13 protein-coding genes and 1 tRNA gene are annotated in these 18,049 nt (G+C 59.9%); 10 read left to right on the top strand and 4 right to left on the bottom strand.

Going from position 1 to position 18,049, the window contains the following annotated elements; genetic code table 11:
* On the bottom strand, positions 1-189 hold a 189-nt coding region (locus ACLBXN_RS18410), incomplete at its 3' end, for a hypothetical protein (RefSeq protein WP_447613085.1).
* A gap of 89 nt (positions 190-278) precedes the next feature.
* Between ACLBXN_RS18410 and ACLBXN_RS18405 the strand changes: the two genes are divergently transcribed.
* The 3 genes from ACLBXN_RS18405 to ACLBXN_RS18395 all read left to right on the top strand — a co-directional run bounded on the left by ACLBXN_RS18405 (position 279) and on the right by ACLBXN_RS18395 (position 3,665).
* Positions 279-998, top strand: a complete 720-nt coding sequence (locus tag ACLBXN_RS18405) for a Crp/Fnr family transcriptional regulator (protein ID WP_029158393.1) — start codon at positions 279-281, stop codon at positions 996-998.
* 255 nt (positions 999-1,253) lie between these two features.
* A complete protein-coding gene (locus ACLBXN_RS18400; RefSeq protein WP_447613084.1) occupies positions 1,254-2,339 on the top strand; it encodes a phosphotransferase in 1,086 nt (361 codons plus the stop codon).
* A 51-nt stretch (positions 2,340-2,390) separates the two neighbouring features.
* Complete coding sequence (locus ACLBXN_RS18395; protein ID WP_034377687.1) at positions 2,391-3,665, top strand: acyl-CoA dehydrogenase family protein; 1,275 nt, start codon at positions 2,391-2,393, stop codon at positions 3,663-3,665.
* A gap of 258 nt (positions 3,666-3,923) precedes the next feature.
* On the opposite strand, the gene ACLBXN_RS18390 is transcribed toward ACLBXN_RS18395, so the two are convergent.
* Entirely contained in the window at positions 3,924-5,702 is a 1,779-nt protein-coding gene (locus ACLBXN_RS18390) for a methyl-accepting chemotaxis protein (protein ID WP_447613083.1), read from the bottom strand.
* Between the two features lie 295 nt (positions 5,703-5,997).
* Here ACLBXN_RS18390 and prfB point away from each other — a divergent pair.
* From prfB to ACLBXN_RS18355, 7 genes are all read left to right on the top strand, one after another.
* A protein-coding gene (gene prfB / locus ACLBXN_RS18385) for a peptide chain release factor 2 (RefSeq protein ID WP_155293381.1) occupies positions 5,998-7,102 on the top strand; the annotation gives its coding sequence in 2 pieces (ribosomal slippage) (positions 5,998-6,078 and positions 6,080-7,102; 1,104 coding nt in all).
* Positions 7,103-7,120: 18 nt separating this feature from the next.
* Positions 7,121-9,823, top strand: a complete 2,703-nt coding sequence (gene pepN / locus ACLBXN_RS18380; protein ID WP_447613082.1) for an aminopeptidase N — start codon at positions 7,121-7,123, stop codon at positions 9,821-9,823.
* Between the two features lie 11 nt (positions 9,824-9,834).
* Entirely contained in the window at positions 9,835-10,815 is a 981-nt protein-coding gene (locus ACLBXN_RS18375; protein WP_447613081.1) for a hypothetical protein, read from the top strand.
* A 62-nt stretch (positions 10,816-10,877) separates the two neighbouring features.
* The gene (locus tag ACLBXN_RS18370; RefSeq protein ID WP_003061245.1) at positions 10,878-11,900 is read left to right on the top strand and encodes a class 1 fructose-bisphosphatase; all 1,023 of its coding nucleotides are present in this window, start codon (positions 10,878-10,880) and stop codon (positions 11,898-11,900) included.
* A gap of 13 nt (positions 11,901-11,913) precedes the next feature.
* Positions 11,914-11,989: transfer RNA gene (locus ACLBXN_RS18365), tRNA-Thr, on the top strand.
* A 1,337-nt stretch (positions 11,990-13,326) separates the two neighbouring features.
* The gene (locus ACLBXN_RS18360) at positions 13,327-13,710 is read left to right on the top strand and encodes a tetratricopeptide repeat protein (RefSeq protein ID WP_447613080.1); all 384 of its coding nucleotides are present in this window, start codon (positions 13,327-13,329) and stop codon (positions 13,708-13,710) included.
* 15 nt (positions 13,711-13,725) lie between these two features.
* Entirely contained in the window at positions 13,726-14,439 is a 714-nt protein-coding gene (locus ACLBXN_RS18355; RefSeq protein ID WP_447613079.1) for a tetratricopeptide repeat protein, read from the top strand.
* Positions 14,440-14,925: 486 nt separating this feature from the next.
* On the opposite strand, the gene ACLBXN_RS18350 is transcribed toward ACLBXN_RS18355, so the two are convergent.
* Together ACLBXN_RS18350 and ACLBXN_RS18345 are read right to left on the bottom strand one after the other, a co-directional pair.
* Complete coding sequence (locus ACLBXN_RS18350; protein WP_447613078.1) at positions 14,926-17,307, bottom strand: phage/plasmid primase, P4 family; 2,382 nt, start codon at positions 17,305-17,307, stop codon at positions 14,926-14,928.
* Entirely contained in the window at positions 17,304-17,636 is a 333-nt protein-coding gene (locus ACLBXN_RS18345) for a hypothetical protein (protein ID WP_447613077.1), read from the bottom strand. Before ACLBXN_RS18345 ends, ACLBXN_RS18350 begins: the two co-directional genes overlap by 4 nt.
* Between the last annotated feature and the right edge of the window lie 413 nt (positions 17,637-18,049).

Here is an 18,049-nt window from a genome sequence, read left to right as displayed (position 1 = left end):
GCGTCTATTTTCATTGAGAGACTCAAAACTCCCGCCGCGCCAGGCCTGACTGGCACAGAAAACACCGGAAATGACCAGAAAAAATGCCCGCAGCCAGCGGGCTTCTTTTCTGGAGCGCCGCTGCGCAGACCGCATGGCTGCTGGGTTTTCTTGATTGGCGCAAGCCCTCTTCGCCGTAAAAGCGGACACACAGGTGACAACCCTGAGTCCATCAGCTTCGGCATGGCCGGTCCCACACGCGACAATGGGGCGGTTACCAGTCACGCATAAGACAGAACATGGACGAGCCAATTCTTAGTATGGAAGAACGTGAGGCGATCAACTCTGGTCGCTGGTTTTCATCCCTTTCGCCCTCTTTGCGGCACGACATTCTTCGATGCGCTTACGTCAAACGATACAAAGATGGCATGCTCATCTGCGCTCGCGGCGAACCGCCCGAGGAGTGGATTGCCTGTGCGCGTGGCGCGGTGCGGGTCAGCTCCACCTCCATCACGGGCAAGCAGATCACGCTGACCTATGTGGAGCCGGGCATCTGGTTCGGGGATGTGGCGATTCTGGATGGCGACAAGCGCACGCACGACGCCTATGCACATGGCGAGACCACGCTGCTGTGCCTGACCAAGGCAGACTTCAGGCGCATTCTGGCCGAGCATGTGGAGTTTTCCGAGGCAATCCTGCGCCTCAATGCGCGCCGTGTGCGCCAGCTCTACGGTCTGGTGGAAGATCTCAATACCTTGCCGCTGCGCGCACGCCTGGCCAAGCAACTGCTGCACCTGACGCGCAGCTATGGCGTGATGAGCCTGTCGGACAGCAACGAGATCCGCATCGGCCTGCATCTGGCGCAGGAAGAGCTGGCGCAGCTGCTGGGCGCCTCGCGTCAGCGCGTCAACCAGGAGCTCAAGTCCATGGAGCGCGAGGAAGTCATTCGCATCGAGCCGGGTGGCCTCATCGTGCGCGACCGGGTGACGCTGCTGCGTATTGCAGACACGGATCACTGATTCACCCCCTGAGCGGCTTTGCCGCTTCCCCCTCTCTCGCTTCGCTGCGCTTGCGGGAGGGGGACGATGCCATCGCCGCGAGGCGGCTCTTGCTCGGCATCTCTGGCCGGGATCGCGCCAGTTTTCACCTTCGTTTCTCTCTTCGCCGCGTTCTGCGGCAACTCTCCCCTTTCACGCATTCGCTCGCTGCGCCTTCGGCGCGGCGTGGCGGGCTGCGCCTTGCGCATCACAAATCGAACACAGGACTGAGACAGCATGAGCACTTATGACCATTTCGTCGGCACCCGCGCGGTTTCCGATCAGCATGCTTTTGACACCGATGCCATGGGTGCCTGGATGAGCCGGCATGTCCAGGGCTTTGAAGGTCCGCTGCAGGTGGAGATGTTCAAGGGCGGCCAGTCCAACCCCACCTACAAGCTGATCACGCCCGGCAAAAGCTACGTGATGCGCGCCAAGCCCGGGCCCGTGGCCAAGCTGCTGCCCTCGGCCCATGCGATCGAGCGCGAGTACCGCGTCATGAAAGGCCTGGCCGGCACCGATGTGCCCGTGCCGCATATGTATGCGCTGTGCGAAGACGAATCCGTCATCGGCCGCGCCTTCTACATCATGGAATTCATGGAAGGCCGCGTGCTCTGGGACCAGTCCCTGCCCGGCATGACGCCCGCCGAACGCGCCGAAATCTACGACGAGATGAACCGCGTGATCGCGGCCCTGCACAGCGTGAAGTTTGCCGAGCGCGGTCTGGCCGACTACGGCAAGAGCGGCAATTACTTCGAGCGCCAGATCGGTCGCTGGAGCAAGCAGTATGTGGCCTCCGTGACCCAGCCCATCCCCGAGATGGACAAGCTGATGGAGTGGCTGCCCGCCCATATGCCGGCCAGCGCGCGCGACGAGGGCCGCGTCTCCATCGTGCATGGCGACTACCGCCTGGACAACCTGATGTTCCATCCCACCGAGCCGCGCGTGATCGCCGTGCTGGACTGGGAGCTGTCCACGCTGGGCCACCCGCTGGCCGATTTCAGCTACCACTGCATGAGCTGGCATATCCCGGCCGAGCTGGGCCGCGGCATTGCGGGCCTGGACATCGCGGGCCTGGGCATCCCCGCCGAGCACGATTACATGCAGCGCTACTGCCAGCGCACCGGCATTGCCGATGTGGCCACGCTGCAGCGCGACTGGAACTTCTACCTGGCCTACAACATGTTCCGCATCGCGGCCATCCTGCAAGGCATTGCCAAACGTGTCGAGGCCGGCACGGCCTCCAGCGCCCAGGCCAAGGCCTCGGGCGACACCGCCCGCCCCATGGCCGAGCTGGCCTGGTCCTTCGCTCAGCGCGCCTGACTTTTATCCACCACCACGCAATCAGACCGTCCCACAACAAAAGGAGCACTCATGGACTTCGACTACTCGCCTAAAACCAAGGACCTGCAGCAGCGCCTGCTCAAGTTCATGGACGAACACATCTACCCGGCAGAAAAGGAATATGCCCAGGAGATGCAGGCCAACACGGCCGCCGGCAAACGCTGGACGCCGCTGCAAACCATTGAAAAGCTCAAGCCCAAGGCCCAGGCCGCGGGCCTGTGGAACCTGTTCCTGCCCGTAGACAGCGCCGAAGCCTCGGGCTACCACGGCGCGGGCCTGACCAACCAGGAATACGCACCGCTGGCCGAAATCATGGGCCGCGTGCCATGGGCTTCCGAAGTCTTCAACTGCTCCGCGCCGGACACCGGCAATATGGAGACCATTGCCCGCTACGGCAGTGCCGAACTCAAGGAGCGCTGGCTCAAGCCCTTGCTGGAAGGCAAGATCCGCTCGGCCTTCGCCATGACAGAGCCCGAAGTCGCCTCCTCCGACGCCACCAATATCTGTACGCGCATCGAGCGCCAGGGCGACGAATACGTGATCAACGGCCACAAGTGGTGGATCTCGGGTGCCGGCGATCCACGCTGCCAGGTCTTCATCACCATGGGCAAGACCGACCCCGAAGCGGCCAAGCATTCGCAGCAGAGCATGATCATCATCCCGGCCGATGCCAAGGGCATCCGCATCGAGCGTCCGCTGAACGTGATGGGCTATGACGATGCGCCCCACGGCCACATGGAGATGTATTTCGAGAACGTGCGCGTTCCCGTCGGCAATATTTTGCTGGGCGAAGGGCGCGGCTTCGAGATCGCCCAGGGCCGCCTGGGCCCGGGCCGCATTCACCACTGCATGCGACTGATCGGCCTGGCCGAGCGTGCGCTGGAGCTGATGTGCAAGCGCGCCAGCAGCCGCGTGGCCTTCGGCAAGAGCGTGGCCCAGCAGACCGTGACGCAGGAGCGCATTGCCGAAGCGCGCTGCAAGATCGACATGGCGCGCCTGCTCACGCTCAAGGCCGCCTGGCTGATGGACGTGGCCGGCAACAAGGTGGCCAGGACCGAGATCGCCATGATCAAGGTCGTCGCCCCCAGCATGGCCTGCCAGGTCATAGACTGGGCCATGCAGGTCCACGGCGGCGGCGGCATGTGCGACGACTTCCCGCTGGCCTATGCCTATGCCGCAGCACGCACGCTGCGCTTTGCCGACGGCCCCGACGAGGTGCACCGCAACGCGATTGCCAAGTGGGAGCTGGGCAAATACGGCAGCTACGGCAAGAACGCCGAAGTGCCCATCACGCGCGGCGGCTGATGCGAGGCGGCAGGAGCGGATCATGCCGCTCCTGCTGCCCGGAAACAAAAACACCCCGTCAGCCACGGCTGCGGGGTGTTTTTGTTTCGATGGCAGATTTGTTATTCGCTATCAACAAAGAAGCTTATACCGCCCTATATCAAACGATTTCAGATACAAAACACCTTGAAATTCAATGAATTCATGCGATAGAAGCTTCTTAATCAATAGCAGTATAGCTAGCGGCACCGGGCCCGGCACCGCACGCCCTTATCGGGCTTAGAAGCTCTCCCACTCTCCATCGTCAGCCGTTGCAGCCTTTTGCGGCTGGGGCGCTGCTGCGCTTTTCGCGGGGCTCAGAACCGGCGGCTTGCTCGCCGCCGACATCACGGGGCGCTTGAGCGCAGCCGACGAGGCCTTGAGCGGGACCGGAGCCTTGATCGCAGCCCTGGCAGGCGCGGGCTTGAACGTCGCTGGAGCCAGAGCCGGTGCGGCTTGCTGGCCGGACTGGGCGCCGAGCTTGAAAAAGCTCACCGTCTCCGCCAGCGCGGCGGCCTGGCCGCGCAGTGCGTCGGTCGCGGCCGCGGCCTCCTCCACCAGGGCGGCGTTCTGCTGGGTCATCTGATCCATCTGAGTCACGGCCTGGGTGACCTGCTCGATGCCCGAGGTCTGCTGGTGGCTGGCCACCGAGATCTCGCCCATGATGTCGGTGACGCGGCGCACGCTCATCACGATCTCGTCCATGGTCCTGCCGGCCTCGTCGACCTGCGTGCTGCCTTCCTGCACCTTGCTCACCGAGTCGTCGATCAGCTGCTTGATCTGCTTGGCCGCCTCGGCCGAGCGCTGGGCCAGGGTACGCACTTCGGAGGCCACCACGGCAAAGCCGCGGCCCTGGTCGCCCGCACGGGCCGCTTCCACCGCCGCGTTCAGCGCCAGAATATTGGTCTGGAAGGCGATGGAGTCGATCACGCCGATGATGTCCACGATCTTGCGCGAGGACTCATTGATGGCCGACATGGTCTGCACGACCTGGGCCACGGTGGCACCGCCGCGCACGGCCACCTGCGATGCGGCAGAGGCCATCTGGTTGGCCTGCTGGGCGTTGCCGGCATTTTGCTGCACGGTGGCGGTCAGCTCTTCCATCGAGGCCGCCGTCTGCTCCAGCGAGCTGGCCTGCTCCTCGGTGCGCGAGGACAGATCCTGGTTGCCGCTGGCAATCTGGCTGCTGGCCGAGGCGATCGAGTCCGTGCCCTGGCGCACCTGGCCCACGATGCGCTGCAGACTGTTGTTCATGTCCTTGAGCGCCTTCAGCAGTTGGCCCACTTCGTCGCGGCTTTGCACGGTGATGCTGGCGCTCAGATCGCCTGCGGCCACGGACTGCGCCAGTTGCACGGCCGACTGCAGCGGGCGCGAGATGGAGCGCGCGATCAGCACTGCCAGCGCCACGCCGATGACGATGGAGCCCAGCAGCAGCGCCATCACCCACCAGCGGGCAGCGGCATACAGGTCGTCGCCGGCCTGGTTGGTTTCCTCGGTGGCCTGGTAGTTGATCTCGCTGAGCGCATCCAGACGGGTGTTGATGCCGCGGCTGATCTTGAGCGACTCGCCGCGCAGAATCTCGCTGGCGTCATCGTTGAGCAACTGGTGCGACAGATCCACCACCTTGGCCGTCTGCACGGCATAGGCCTTGAGATCCTCGCCGATCTCGGCCAGCAGTTCCCGCTCCTTGTCGGTCTTCACATACTTGGCATAAGACTGCTGGTTCTGGACCAGTTCGTCCCAGAGCTTGGGCATGCTTTTGTCATAAACCGCCATTTCCTCGGACGACTGCGCCATCACATGCTGCATGGTCTGCGAGCGATAACGCTGCAGCTGATAGCGCATGTCCTGCAGGTTGCGGGCCGCCGGCAGCCACTGGCGCGCCAGATCGGTGGCCGTGGCATTGACACGCTCCATCTGTACCAGGCCGTACAGACCCGACACCGCGCTGATCAGCAGGATCAGCACAAAAGACACCAGCAGCTTGTTGGCCAGCTTGAGGTTGCGAAAGAAGTTCATGGGGGATGGGGGGCCTGGACGACCTGGAAGGTCTGGCACCTGCGAGATGGGAAATAGGAAGAACGGTCCGAAAAGCGCGTGCACACTGCGCGCGCCTGCGAATTCTATGCAGTATTTGTTACCTCGAGTAACGGCATCCATGAATAAAACCGATGGGGGTATCAGGGACATAGCTGGGATCAAAAAGACACCCCGATGACGCACGCAAAAGCCCTGTCAAAGGCCATTGCATCCCCACAGCCGTTTGGCATGAGAAAATCACCCGTTATTTATCAGCAAGAACAACGGATTCACCATGGAAGCAGAACGCGTCAACTCTATCGGCAACACCCTCCAAGATCTGTCCGAGCGCACGGCAGATCTCCGGAGGTATCTTTGACTACGATGCCAAGTACGAACGTCTGCGCACGGTAAACGCCTCGCTGGAAGACCCGGCCGTCTGGAACGACCCCAAGAAGGCGCAGGAGCTGGGCAAGGAAAAGAAGTCGCTCGACTCCGTCGTGCTGACGCTGCAGAAGCTCACCACCGAGCTGGCCGACAACGTCGAGCTGTTCGAGATGAGCAAGGAAGAAGGCGATGATGCCGGCCTCGAGACCATCGAGGCCGAAACCGCCAAGCTCAAGCCGCTGATCGAGGAACTCGAGTTCCGCCGCATGTTCGGCGGCGAAGCCGATCCGCTAAACTGCTTCATCGACATCCAGGCCGGCGCCGGCGGCACCGAAGCCTGCGACTGGGCCAGCATGCTGCTGCGCCAGTACCTGAAGTACGCCGAACGCAAGGGCTTCAAGGCCACGGTCGAAGAAGAGACTCCGGGCGACGTAGCCGGCATCAAGAGTGCCACCATCAAGGTCGAAGGCGAGTATGCCTACGGCCTGCTGCGCACCGAAACCGGCGTGCACCGCCTGGTGCGCAAGTCGCCTTTCGACAGCTCTGGCGGCCGTCACACCAGCTTTTCCTCGCTGTTCGTCTATCCCGAGATCGATGACTCCATCGAGATCAACATCAATCCGTCGGATGTGCGCACCGACACCTACCGCGCCTCGGGCGCCGGCGGTCAGCACATCAACAAGACCGACTCGGCCGTGCGCCTGACCCACATCCCCACGGGCATCGTGGTGCAGTGCCAGGACGGTCGCTCGCAGCACAGCAACCGTGACGTGGCGTGGCAGCGCCTGCGCTCCAGGCTGTACGACTTCGAGATGCGCAAACGCATGGAAGAGCAGCAAAAGCTCGAGGACACCAAGACCGATGTGGGCTGGGGTCACCAGATCCGTTCCTATGTGCTGGACAACAGCCGCATCAAGGACTTGCGCACCAACGTCGAAGTCTCGGCCACCCAGAAGGTGCTGGACGGCGACCTGGACGTGTTTATCGAAGCCTCGCTCAAGCAAGGCCTCTGATCCTAGAAAGGAATCGATATGCTGCAACTGCGTGACGGGCAAGCCCCGGCCACCGCGATTTATCGTGCCGACTACGAGGCCCCGGCCTGGTGGATCGACACGGTGGACCTGACTTTTGACCTGGACCCGGCCAAGACGCGCGTGCTCAGCAAGATGCGCGTGCGCCGCAACCCCGAGGTGCCGGCACAGGCGCTTCGCCTAGACGGCGACGAGCTGAATCTGGCGCGGGTGATGGTCAACGGCGGTGGCACCTCCTTCAAGATGGATGGCGACCAGCTGGTGCTGGAGAACCTGCCCGAGGGCAACGAGCCCGTGGAGCTGGAGATCTTCACCACCTGCGCCCCCATCAAGAACACCAAGCTCATGGGCTTGTATGTGAGCGAGGACACGTTCTTCACGCAGTGCGAGGCAGAAGGTTTCCGCCGCATCACCTACTTCCTGGACCGCCCCGACGTGATGGCCATGTACACCGTCACGCTGCGCGCCAGCAAGGCCCAGTACCCGGTGCTGCTGTCCAACGGCAATCTGGTGGAGTCCGGCGACCTGGACGACGGCCGCCACTTTGCCAAGTGGGTCGATCCGCACAAGAAGCCCAGCTATCTGTTTGCACTGGTGGCCGGCAATCTGGTGGCCCGCGAGCAGAAGATCAAGAGCCGTGCCGGCCGCGATCACCTGCTGCAGGTCTATGTGCGCCCCGGCGACCTCGAAAAGACCGAACACGCCATGAACTCCCTCATGCACTCCGTTGCATGGGACGAGGCCCGCTTTGGCCTGAGCCTGGACCTGGACCGCTTCATGATCGTCGCCACCAGCGACTTCAACATGGGCGCCATGGAAAACAAGGGCCTGAACATCTTCAACACCAAGTATGTTCTGGCCAGCCAGGCTACGGCCACCGACACCGATTACGCCAATATCGAATCCGTCGTCGGTCACGAATACTTCCATAACTGGACCGGTGACCGCGTCACCTGCCGCGACTGGTTCCAGCTGAGCCTCAAGGAAGGCCTGACGGTATTCCGCGATCAGGAGTTCAGCATGGACATGGCGGGCACGGCTTCGGCCCGCGCCGTCAAGCGCATCGACGATGTGCGCGTGCTGCGCACCGTGCAGTTCCCCGAGGATGCCGGCCCCATGGCCCACCCCGTGCGCCCCGACAGCTATATCGAGATCAACAACTTCTACACGGTCACGATCTACGAAAAAGGTGCGGAAGTCGTACGCATGCAGCACAACCTGGTCGGCCGTGAAGGCTTTGCCAAGGGCATGAAGCTGTACTTCGAGCGCCATGACGGCCAGGCCGTGACCTGCGACGACTTCTCGCAGGCCATTGCCGACGCCAACCCCGGCTCTCCCCTGGCCCAGCATCTGCAGCAGTTCCGCCGCTGGTACAGCCAGGCCGGCACGCCTGTGCTCAAGGCCGTGGGCCAGTACGATGCAGACGCCCGGACCTATACGCTGACGCTGTCGCAAAGCTGTGCGCCCACCGTGGGTCAGGCCGAGAAACTGCCGTTCGTCATTCCCGTGCAAATGGGTCTGCTCACGGCCAGCGGCCAGCCCATCGCCCTGCAATTGCAAGGCGAGGATGCGGCCCAGGCAGTCGCCAGCCGCATGCTGGTGCTGACCGAAGCCGAACAGCGCTTTGTCTTCAGCAATGTGAGCGAAGCACCCGTGCCCTCGCTGCTGCGCAGCTTCAGTGCCCCCGTGGTGCTGGAGCATGAATTCAGCGATGCCGATCTGCTGACCCTGCTGGCCCATGACAGCGACCCGTTCAACCAATGGGAAGCCAGCCAGCGCCTGGGCCTGCGCTATGCCCTCAAGGCAATCGCTGCCAGCGGCGACGCCAACGCCGAGATCCTGCCAGCAGACTTCATCGAAGCCATGCGCCGCGTGCTGCGTGACGACAAGCTGGATGCCGCGTTCAAGGACCTGGTGCTCACGCTGCCGTCGGAGAGCTATATCGCCGAGCAACTGGCCGAGGTCGATCCGCAGCGCGTCCATGCGGTGCGCGAAGCCATGATCTTGCAACTGGCGACCGCGCTGCAGCCCGAGTGGGAAGCGGCTTGGGAAGCCAACCGCGACACCGGCGCCTATCGCCCCGACCATGTCAGCGCCGGCCGCCGTGCACTGGCAGGCCGTGCCCTGTCCATGCTGTGCCTGCAGGCCGCCCGGACTGGCGACACGGTCTGGCCCGGCAAGGCCTACCAGCGCTGCAAGGACGCCGGCAATATGACGGACCGCATGGCGGCCCTCTCCGCCTTGGTCTACAGCGCCAGCCCCCTGGCCGAGCAGGCGCTGCAACGCTTTCACGCGCTGTTCAAGCAGGATGCGCTGGTGCTGGACAAATGGTTTGCACTGCAGGGCGCAGCCAGCGACCGCGGCGGCGATGTGCTTCCGGCCGTCAAGGCGCTGATGAAGCATGCTGACTTCCAGATCAAGAACCCAAACCGCGCACGCAGCCTGATCTTCAGCTACTGCAACAATGCTGGCGCCTTCCACCGCGCCGACGCGGCGGGCTATGTGTTCTGGGCCGATCGCGTGATCGAGATCGACGGCATCAACCCCCAGGTGGCCTCCCGCCTGGCCCGGGTCATGGACCGCTGGAAAAAACTGGCCGAGCCCTACCGCTCTGCAGCCCGCGAAGCCATTGCCCGCGTGGCAGCCAAGCCTGATCTGTCCAACGATGTGCGCGAGGTCATCACCCGCGCCCTGGCGGACTGATGGACCTGCACATGCTTGCACGACGCACGGCCCGGGGCTTCCAGGCCCTTGCCGTCGCTGCGGCGAGCATGTCGCTGGGCGCGGCAGCCAAACCCGATGCAGGATTCGAAACCCGTTTCGCGCCCTTGTATGCCACCGTCTTCAGCGAAGGCGGCAGCTTCAGCGGACGCGCCATGAGTGCCGATCTGCAGGCGCTGGAGCCGTTGTTGAAAAAGCCCGGAGTCGCTGCTCGCGACGCCTTCCGGCTCTACTACACCCAGGCCAGCGTCTATGCGCGCCGCGGCATGCCCAAGGAGGCCGCCAAGGCAGCCAGCACAGCGCTGAGCGCCTTGCCCGGCCCCCAGACAGACCCGGAGCTGTCCTATGCACAGTTCTTTCTGCGCTATTCCGGCATCCGCTGGCTGGCCGATGCCGGACAGCACGCGGCAGCGCTCAATCAGGTCAAGGCCTTCCAGGCTCAATACCCGCTGCAGCAGATTGCCGGCCTGCCCGCCGAGATGCGCTGGGATGAAAGCGTGAAGCCTGGGCGGGCTCTGGATTTTCCGAGCCAGATGCAGATTCTCGGCATCTACGAGGACGAAGGCTATCTGTTGCATGAGCTGGGGCGGTTCCGCGAAGCCAGGCAGGCCAATGAGCGGCTGCTGCCCGTGGCACGCGAACGCCTCAGAAGCATGGGCAAGCTGCAGCAGATACGTGGTGTACTCACCAATATTGCGCAAAATTGCTATGAACTGGGCGACCTGAAGCAGGCTGCGCCCTATCTTCAGGAACGCCTGCAGATTGCGCAAACAGCACAAGACCATGCCACCGTCTACGACAGCTATTTCCAGCTCATGGTGCTCTCCCATGAGCAAAAGCAGGAACCGCAGGCCCGCCAATGGCTGGCCCGCTATGAACAATATGCGCTGAATCAGAAAGACAGCGAGCAGCAAACCCGCGTCAGGGAGCTGCTAGCGGAACTCGAGCAGCGCACCACGGGGCATCGTCCGTGAATGCGGACGCCCTGCCCTGTTTGTCCATTTCAGATTTGCATCGAATTTCAAGGAGTTGAAACATGAAGAAAAACATCAGCCTGACCCGCTATCTAGTCGAGCAGCAACGCGTGGACGGACTCATCCCCGGCCAGCTGCGTCTGCTGCTGGAAGTGGTGGCGCGCGCCTGCAAGCGCATCAGCTTTGCCGTGAACAAGGGTGAGCTCGGCGACGTCATGGGCACGGCCGGCAGCGAGAACGTGCAGGGTGAAGTGCAGAAAAAGCTGGACATCATCGCCAACGAAACCCTGATCGAAGCCAATGAATGGGGCGGCCACCTGGCGGCCATGGCTTCGGAAGAAATGGAAGGCATCTATGTGGTGCCCAACCGCTATCCCCAAGGCGAGTACCTGCTGATGTTCGACCCCCTGGACGGCTCGTCCAACATCGACATCAACATGTCCATCGGCACCATCTTCAGCGTGCTCAAGAAGCCCGAAGGCCACCCCGGCGTGCATGACAGCGACTTCATGCAGCCCGGCACCCAGCAAGTGGCAGCCGGCTACTGCATCTACGGCCCCCAGACCACCCTGGTGCTGACCGTGGGCGACGGCGTCTCCATGTTCACGCTGGACCGCGAACAAGGCTCGTTCGTGCTCATCGAGGAAAACGTCAAGATCCCCGAAGACACCAAGGAATTCGCGATCAACATGTCCAATATGCGCCACTGGGACGCCCCCGTGAAGCGCTATGTGGACGAATGCCTGGCCGGCGCCGACGGCCCGCGCGGCAAGAACTTCAATATGCGCTGGGTGGCGGCCATGGTGGCCGACGTGCACCGCATCCTGTGCCGCGGCGGCATCTTCATGTACCCCTGGGACAAGCGCGAACCGCAAAAGGCCGGCAAGCTGCGCCTGATGTACGAAGCCAACCCCATGAGCTGGCTGGTCGAACAGGCTGGCGGCATGGCTACTAACGGCCGCCAGCGCATCCTCGACATCCAGCCCACGCAGCTGCACGAGCGTGTGAGCGTCGTCCTCGGCTCCAAGAACGAAGTGGAACGCGTGACCAGCTACCACCTCGAGGCCGACGAAAAAGCGCTATAATCTACAGCTTATCGCCGGTGTAGCTCAGTCGGTAGAGCAGCTCATTCGTAATGAGAAGGTCGCGTGTTCGATTCATGTCTCCGGCACCAAGTAAATAAAGGAAAGCCCGCTATATAAAAAGTAGCGGGCTTTTTCTTTTTCCGAACGATGTAAGGGCGGATGTAAGCGCATTTTTTAAAAATGGGCCTCCGTCAGAACCCCTTTAAAAAGTAGTGATGGGTAACGACAGCCCCTGGACCATTGTGCTCCATGCTCTCCTATCGTTGCCCTAGGACGGCACTACTAGCAGTTCGCACTGTTGGCACTCCCACTTTCTTATCATCGGCCGTTCGGCAGAGGCATGAGGCGACCGATTATGCGGGGCTACATTTGCACAGATGGGCGCTACCACTGCGGCCCTGGTCCAAGTATCAGCAACTCAATCCCCCTGTCATCGTCGCCGCAGAAATTGCAGCTGAGCCGATGTTCATAGGCGATCTTGTCTGACCGTCTCGAGTACATCTTTATCTTGAGGTCATGAGGCCGCAAGCGTAGATTCATTGAACCTTCCCCTCGGAGGCTTCAATGAACTATCTTGTAGCCGCGTTAGCTGTAGCCTGCTGCACAGGCCCTGCAGTAGCTCAGACTTACTATCAGTGCACCAACCCAGACGGCAGTTCGTTCTACCGCTAGGAGGCTGTCCTTCAATGGGAAGTGGCGTTGTCACTGTGATTAGACCGGGTGGATCGACTGGAGTTGGGATAGTCAATGGACCCGTGCAAAGTCAGCAAATTGATGCTGTACAGGCTTGCCTACTCTCGAGGGAAAAATGGGACCGGTCGCAGGAAATGGCAGCTAGGTCCGGCAGACCGCTTCCACCAGATTTTGAGTATCGACTACGACAGAACGTTGCTCAAATGTGTGCAAGACAGTAGCAACACACTGACCATGCCTCATGACATCCACCCCAAGCGAAGAAGACTTAGAAAAGAATTACTTCTCTAACAGAGCGCCCCGGAGGGGGAATGCGCAGAAGGGGCTGGAGGGTATCTTGCATGGCCGCTCAAGCATTTTTCTTAGTTTTCCAAAATACTTGCATTTGTTATTAATTGACGAATATGCATAGGAAAGGGAAGAGAAAATGACTGATGAAAGCCTGCCTCCAGCGAAGAAACGTGGCTACTTCGCATTGGTTCTTGACCTGCTCCCAGCGAGTGCAGTGGGGCAGTTCTTTCACGTATGGGCTTCATCGAAATTTCACGACTCTGCTGGGGAAACTGCTCTTGCCGTTGGTGGGGTATCTGTAATCGGTGTCTGTGCAGGCTATGCCCTGTGCCACTTCTTGCGCACCCGGGTCATGAAGGCCTCTCCAAATCGGTAAAGTGCCATTCTCTATTCGCTCGCTCTGTCTCTTAGCCTTTCGCTTGGAGTTCTCATTGCGGCCGGCTTGCTAGATAAATCGGCCAACTTAACAGACGCGAATTTGGATAAACCCGGCGTAAATGGTATTGCCACGTCCGGTGCACCGCTTGGATCAAGCACTGCAGTCGATCAGCGACAACTCACATTGCAGTGGTATGCCCAACAAGCCGAGAAAGGGGATGCAGAGGCCCAAAATAATCTAGGTCTCGCCTATGCAAATGGCGATGGGGTACCACAAGACTATATTCAGGCCGTACAGTGGTTTCGCAAAGCTGCTGATCAAGGGGTCGCGTTGGCCCAATATTGCCTAGGGGTGAGTTATCGGGATGCTCAAGGTGTGCCGCAAGATTCCGCTCAAGCATCGTACTGGTTCCGAAAGGCGGCCGAACAGGGGAATGTCTATGCGTAGACCAATTTAGGCAGCATGTACTTAGAGGGCGAAGGCGTACCGAAAGACAAAGCGCAGGCCGCAAAGTGGTTCCTCAAAGCGGCGAGTCAAGGTCTAGGGGCCGCGCAAGCTACCTTGGGTGCGATGTATTTCAACGGCGATGGCGTACCAAAAGACAGAGCTCAGGCAGCACAGTGGTATCGCAAGGCTGCTGAACAAGGAAACGCCGATGCTCAGTTCGGACTGGGAGCAATGTACTTCCAAGGCCTTGGAGTACCAAAAGACTATGCACAGGCAGTACAGTGGGACAGTAAGGCGGCTGAACAAGGACATGCCGCTGCTCAGCACAGCCTGGGCATTGCATATAACATGGGTAAGGGTGTGCCGCGCGACTATGTCCAGGCCGCACATTGGTTGCGGAAGGCCGCGGACCAAAGGCATGCCGATGCACAAGCCGCACTTGGTTTTATGTATGACGTAGGGCACGGGGTGCCCAGAGACTACATACAAGCAATGAAATGGTATGTCCTTGCCAAGGCCAGCGAACCGACATTGACCTCTGCATCGAATGCACTTGACCACAATCTTCGACTAATCGAGTCGAAATCGACCCCCGAACAAATTGCCGAAGCTCAACGTATGGCGCGCGAGTGGTGGTCTGCGCATAGCTTTGATCCCACCACTGTGGTGCCCGATTCACCGCTAGCGACGCGAGGCAATTCCGGCACACAGGGACCAAAGAGTCCATAACAAGAGCCTTTGGGAAAATGCCTTCTCCTATATAGCTTGATTCAAGTCGTCACATTTCGACGCTCGGGCGGGACCCAATAGCGATGGTATTGCCCTCGGGAGCTCCACCTACGCTTTCGTTGCCAGCCTAGCCCTAGCAGCATGGGGCTGATGTACTTTCCCTGAGTGCCGAGCGCATTCTCAAATTCGGCCATCGAAAACGGCCGTTCTCGGGTGGGCTCAGGTAGTGACATAAACCAATCCAGAAAGCGCAGCTTCAGCGCAGGTAAGGCTGGTTCCTGGACTGCTGTACGGCGATTTAACTGTTCAATGTATGCACTCATTGCAATTCTCGGTGGTGGTTAGCCTTTCAGCCTGTCTATGACGGGTGAGTCGCCTGGATGATCCGGACGATTCAGGGCTGTTTCCGGAAAGTCCTTATAGGAGAGGATTTATAGGGAAATTTCCGGAAGTAGGGGGTAATCATCCGGATCATCCGGTGCAGCGTCATTGAAAGTGGGCTGCTGCACGTTTCCCCTCGTCATTCAACGCAATACCGCAAGCGCTTTTTGTACCACTGCCCGTTTTGGATAGAGGGATTCCGCGCTCTGTCAAGCGCCTGCCGAAAGCCTGTCGCGTCATTGGATTCTTCCAGCCCGACTCGCGTGCCCATATTGAATAGGCTCGGTAGAGCTCAGCCGTGGGGGTGGTCACGCCTGCTGCTTGGGTTACATGGTCGGACATCCATTGCCCCAATGTGTCCATCTCGTTTTGGTAGGCGGCGCCAGCGGCCTTGACTTCGGGCGGTGGACTCAACCTATGACGTTGCCATTCGCGCAACCCGGCAAGTGCCCAGTTGAGCACGCCGGCTCCTTCGGCTCGTAACTTCTCAGGTAGGCGTTCGTCGCATTCGCTGTCAGTGATCGTTTCCTCAAAAGGGATCAATTTGACCCGGCGCCACATCCCATGGTCGCTTCCCGAAATGACGGGACGATGGTTGCCCACAACCATCAGCTTGTGCGTCGGTGTCCAACTGGAGAAACGCCCGTAAGGATCCCTCGCTTGCATGGTGTCGCCACCGGTCATCATCTTGATTGCCGCTTCCGCAAATCGGCCGTTTTCCTCCAGCTCCGATGCGAGAGCAAGCCGTCGGCCTTTCAATAGCATGAGATCGGGTGATGCGGCTCCGGGGTCGCGCCTTGCAACAGTTAGGGTTGCGGTGGGGAGGTTTTCAGCATAGTCGCCCATGAGCCAGCGCAGCAGTTCCGCGAAGGTCGTTTTCCCATTGCGGCCAAGCCCGTATAGGAAGAAGAAGCATTGTTCGTTCACTTCGCCCGTCAAGATGTATCCAGTAAGCCGCTGAAGAAACTTCACAAGAGCTGGCTTGCCGCCCATGATGCGGTGGACGAACGCTTCGAATTGCGGGGCCTTTGCTGAGGGATCAAAGGGGACCGGGCAGCGCTTTGTCACGCGTAGCGTAGGCGTTGAAGGCAGGAGTCTCCCCGTGCGTAGGTCGAGGATACCGTTCTCAACTCCCAGCAACATGGGGTCAGCGTCCAGCTCAGCAAGCCGAACAGTCATGCCATCTTCGGATTTCGCCATATCGATCATGGCTTGTATCCTCGGTGCTGCGCTGCTCCGCTTCACGTGAGAAACAAGACTTTTGGTCCTGATTTCTTCGGGTGCCGCTTTCCAAAGCTCGGCGGCGTGTGCACGCAGCACATCGACAACCTCTTTGGCAGCACGCTCAGCCTCACGTGCCGGGGCATGGACCCAACCGGTGCGGTTCTGGAACATCAGTACATCGTTCGACTCGTACACAAACAGAAGCGAGTCCCTATACCTTCGCGCAAATTCCCTGCCATTAAAAATGTCACCCGTGGAATCTGAACTTCCAGGAGCACCACCGCATGATGTATCCGCCCAGCCCTCTTGCTTGGCGTAATGAATCAGCGAGCCGAAACCGATGCCGCTGTCGGGTTTGAACGATTGCCAGACCTTGCTAAATTCTTCGGCAGTAAATTTTTCCGGAGCGGATTTACTCCACTCGTAGGCAAGACTTTCTGCACAGTGCCAGCCGGTTGAGGCCACAGCCCAAACAATGTTGCGCCATTGGTCTCGCCCGCAATCTGCGGGGATTGCGGCCAGCATTGACTTCACGCGTTCAACCTCATCCAGAGTCTCTAATGGAACGCGGCGCGAATCTTTGGAAATTTCCAAATTGCCACACGGGAAGATCGCGACATGTTGCGGCACAGGTTTCTGGGCAAGCTCCTTCAAAAAATCCGGATCGAGTAGCTCGCCGTCGTTACTGTCAAAAAATGCGCTCTCAGCGGTCTCCCTGGGACAACTAGGCTCATAGTAAAGACGTGACGGATCCTTGCAATTGCGATCACAATGCCCGTCCAACAGGATGTTGAGGCCTTCCCACACAGTAGACCATTCCTCTCGCGTACATGGCCGTGAAAGCGGAAAGACGACCCGATATTTGATTACTCCTCCAAGCCTTTGAGGATCGTGCGAATGGGATGAATGTGCGGCCCACGTATAGCAGTCAATGGCTTGGCGCAGTTGATGCAACGTAGGAGCGCGCTTTTTCACGGACAAAAATTGCCCGGTGGCACTATCTTTGACGCCCTCGCTATCTATATCGGCAACAGCCATGGAAATGGTCTCGACGTTGTCATTCGTTCGTGACGTGCCAGGCTTCAGCCTCACAGGTGAGAACGCCTTGCCGGATTTCTGCTGGCGGATAGTTCTGTTTGCCAACATTGTGGAGATCTGAACCCATGTACCAGCGTTTTGCTTACCTACATTGTCTTTTTCACTGGCATAGCGCATCACGGCATACGTTCTAACTTTGGGTTCAGCAACTGAGTTTGTATTCATTGCGCCCCCCCTTCATTGGCGTGTGAACAGGAGCGAATCAACTCCAGCACGTACGAAACAGAGGGTAACCGTAGCCCGCGCTTCGCACGCTCGCCTAAGTACGCGAAATAGGCTCCTTCCAGGGTATGGGATTGCACTTGCCAGAGAATGTCTTTCCCAGCGATGGGAAGACCGCGAACACCCGGAAAGCCCGCTTTGATAATTGCTATTCCTATAGCATTCAAGCCACTCGCCGTACCATCAGTGCGCTCCACCACACTCATGCCATTCGGCTCAATTAGCATTACGAAATCGCGTTCTGCGTTGCGCTGATTGTGTTCTCTTTGCATTTAGGCCACCCCCAGAACTCTGCGCAACTCTGATACAGGCCATGCCAAGCGACCGTTGATGCGGAGTGGTCGAATGGGCCCATCTTGGTGGCAGGCATGACCGCGCAATGTCTGTGGGCGTCGGTTGAGATAGTAGGCAGCGGCAGCTGTGTCCACTGTAGGGCTGGTCACCAATTCCAGAGGAGGGAACTGTTGTTTACTCTTCGTTTCCATCGATTCGCACCTTGAGCTATTGAGGTGCATTGATGGTGCGCCTTCGCTGCTTTTCTTTCTATGCTGTTCGGCCAAGACGGCGCTTGCTCGGCCTGTTCGGCCGTAATTTGCTTATTCCGGCTGAATTGCCGGGTAACTGGCCCGCGCCAAGAACATTGGCTATGGGTCTTCGGTTGTGTGCTAGCTAGGAATCGCTAATC

Source organism: Comamonas sp. C24C, assembly GCF_053345995.1.
The sequence above is the reverse complement of the archived record's forward strand: the minus strand, read 5'-3'. Positions and strand labels throughout refer to the sequence as shown.